The following is a 564-nucleotide window of genomic DNA, read 5'->3' as shown; positions in this document are numbered from 1 at the left end:
CACCCCGTAGCACGAGTAGTTCTTCTCGTGCACGGTGCGCAGGTCAGCGATCAGCTGCTCGTCGCGGATCTCGCGGTCGCAGGCCGGACGGGTCTTGGCCGCCCGATAGCCTCGGGATGTGAGGAATCCAGTGATTGCTGCCCGCAAGACACGGCAGATGAGCTCGACCCCGAACTGATCGCGGTGGGTGTCGATGAAGGCGATCATTTCGTCGCGGGGCGGTCGAGCTCCGCTGCAAAAAACGCGGATGCAGCCTTGAGAACCTCGTTGGCTCTGTTTCGGCGAGTTCCCGCTTAAGTCGGCGGATCTCGGCGTGCTCTTGGCTCGTCGTTCCGGGACGCTCACCGGCGTCCACCTGAGCCTTGCGCCGCCACCGGCGCAGCGACTCCTCCGAGACACCAAGTTTGCTCGCCACAGACTTAATCGCCTCAAACTCCGAAACGTCTGAGGCCTCCATCGTGGTCTCCAACAAACGCAACGCACGCTGCCGAAACTCCGGCGAATACTGACGGGGCATGCTTCCAATCCTCCTATAGGGATCGGAACAAAACCTGGGGTACTTCA

Annotated in this window: 2 pseudogenes and 1 other annotated feature; both pseudogenes read right to left on the bottom strand. The window is 61.5% G+C overall.

Going from position 1 to position 564, the window contains the following annotated elements:
• Positions 1–207, bottom strand: a pseudogene (locus tag CDN38_RS31575) (IS3-like element IS3501 family transposase); the annotation flags it as partial.
• Positions 129–246, bottom strand: a sequence feature (AL1L pseudoknot). Its footprint overlaps the pseudogene before it by 79 nt.
• A 46-nt stretch (positions 247–292) precedes the next feature.
• A pseudogene (locus tag CDN38_RS32735) lies at positions 293–517 on the bottom strand (transposase); the annotation flags it as partial.
• Between the last annotated feature and the right edge of the window lie 47 nt (positions 518–564).

Origin of the sequence: Mycobacterium ostraviense, assembly GCF_002705925.1 — a bacterium.
In the GTDB taxonomy this organism is placed as follows: Bacteria; Actinomycetota; Actinomycetes; order Mycobacteriales; family Mycobacteriaceae; genus Mycobacterium; species Mycobacterium ostraviense.
The sequence above is the reverse complement of the archived record's forward strand: the minus strand, read 5'-3'. Positions and strand labels throughout refer to the sequence as shown.